The sequence below is a fragment of the Stenotrophomonas pictorum JCM 9942 genome, from assembly GCF_001310775.1.
GTDB classification, from domain to species: Bacteria; Pseudomonadota; Gammaproteobacteria; order Xanthomonadales; family Xanthomonadaceae; genus Stenotrophomonas; species Stenotrophomonas pictorum.
In genome coordinates, this window is sequence record NZ_BAZI01000563.1 from 1 (window position 1) to 1,347 (window position 1,347).

The following is a 1,347-nucleotide window of genomic DNA, read 5'->3' on the forward strand; positions in this document are numbered from 1 at the left end:
CGCTCGACCACCGCCGGCACGTGGAAGGCCGACAGCGCGGCATCGTCGACCACGTTGGCGAACAAGCGGCGCGCGTGCGCGGCGGCCGCCACGGCCTGGTTGGTCGCCGGATCATCGGTGGCGGCGATCACCAGCCAGACATCCTCGCCGAGCCAGTGGGGTGCGAACGGCCCCTGCAACCATTGGATGCGCAGGGAACGCGCCAGTTCCTGCAGGGCCTCGCTCAGTTGCAGTGCGCCGACCCGTGGCAGTGCGCCGGCGCGCAGCAGCGCCTGGACTTTGCGTTCGGCCACCGCTCCCCCGCCCACCACCAGGACGGCCCGACCCCGCAGGTCGGCAAACAGCGGAAACAGGGAGGTGTCCAAGGTCGGTGGCACGGGGCTGCGGAAGGGATGAATGACCGTACCGGCGGCCCGGAATCCCCGGAAATGACTTGCGCCACCTCGCACATGACTTTCAGTTATAAGCTGAAGGGGAAATTTGACCTACAGTCCTCCGTCCCCCTCGACCGGTGTTCCGTCTCCCGCGATGACCCTCACCCAACTGCGCTATCTGGTCGCCATTGCCGATGCCGAGATGAACATCACGCTGGCGGCGACGCGGGTGCATGCCACCCAGCCGGGGCTGTCCAAACAGCTCAAGCAGCTGGAGGACGAACTGGGCTTTCTGCTGTTCGTACGCAAGGGGCGCAGCCTGGAGTCGGTGACGCCGGCCGGTGAGGAGGTGATCAGCCGTGCTCGCGCGGTGCTGGCCGAGGCCAACAACATCCGCACCTATGCGGCCAACCAGCGCCGTGAAAGCCACGGCCAGCTGATCCTCACCACCACCCACACCCAGGCCCGGTTCGTGCTGCCGCCAGCGGTGGCGCGGATCAAGCTGGCCTATCCGCAGGTCAGCGTGCATCTGCAGCAGGCCGCCGAAAGCGACGCGCTGGACCTGCTCAGCCAGGGCGATGCCGACATCGCCATCATCAGTACGGCCGGCGGCGAACCGAGCACCGGCATCGCGGTGCCGCTGTTCCGCTGGCGGCGGCTGGTGCTGGTACCCAGGGGCCATCCGCTGGACCGCCCGGGCAAGGCGCCGGACATGGCCGCGTTGGCGGCCCATCCGCTGATCAGCTACGAATCCTCGACGCGGCCGAGCTCGTCATTGCAACGGGCCTTCGCCGCGCAGAAGCTGGAGCCGGATCTGGCGCTGACCGCGCTGGATGCGGACCTGATCAAGACCTATGTGCGTACCGGTCTGGGTGTGGGCCTGCTGGCGGAGATGGCCGTCAGTGCCGGTGACAGCGATCTGCGCGCATGGCCGGCACCGGCGGCCATTCCCGAGTGCATCGCCTGGGCGGTG

At 68.4% G+C, this 1,347-nt stretch carries 2 protein-coding genes; one reads left to right on the forward strand and one right to left on the reverse strand.

Going from position 1 to position 1,347, the window contains the following annotated elements:
* Nucleotides 1-365, reverse strand: a 365-nt coding sequence (locus JCM9942_RS16055; RefSeq protein WP_172675173.1) for a precorrin-2 dehydrogenase/sirohydrochlorin ferrochelatase family protein, incomplete at its 3' end; no start/stop codon positions are given.
* A 163-nt stretch (nt 366-528) separates the two neighbouring features.
* On the opposite strand from JCM9942_RS16055, the gene JCM9942_RS16060 reads away from it, so the two are divergent.
* A partial coding sequence (locus tag JCM9942_RS16060; protein ID WP_054660857.1) for a LysR family transcriptional regulator occupies nt 529-1,347 on the forward strand: 819 nt, incomplete at its 3' end.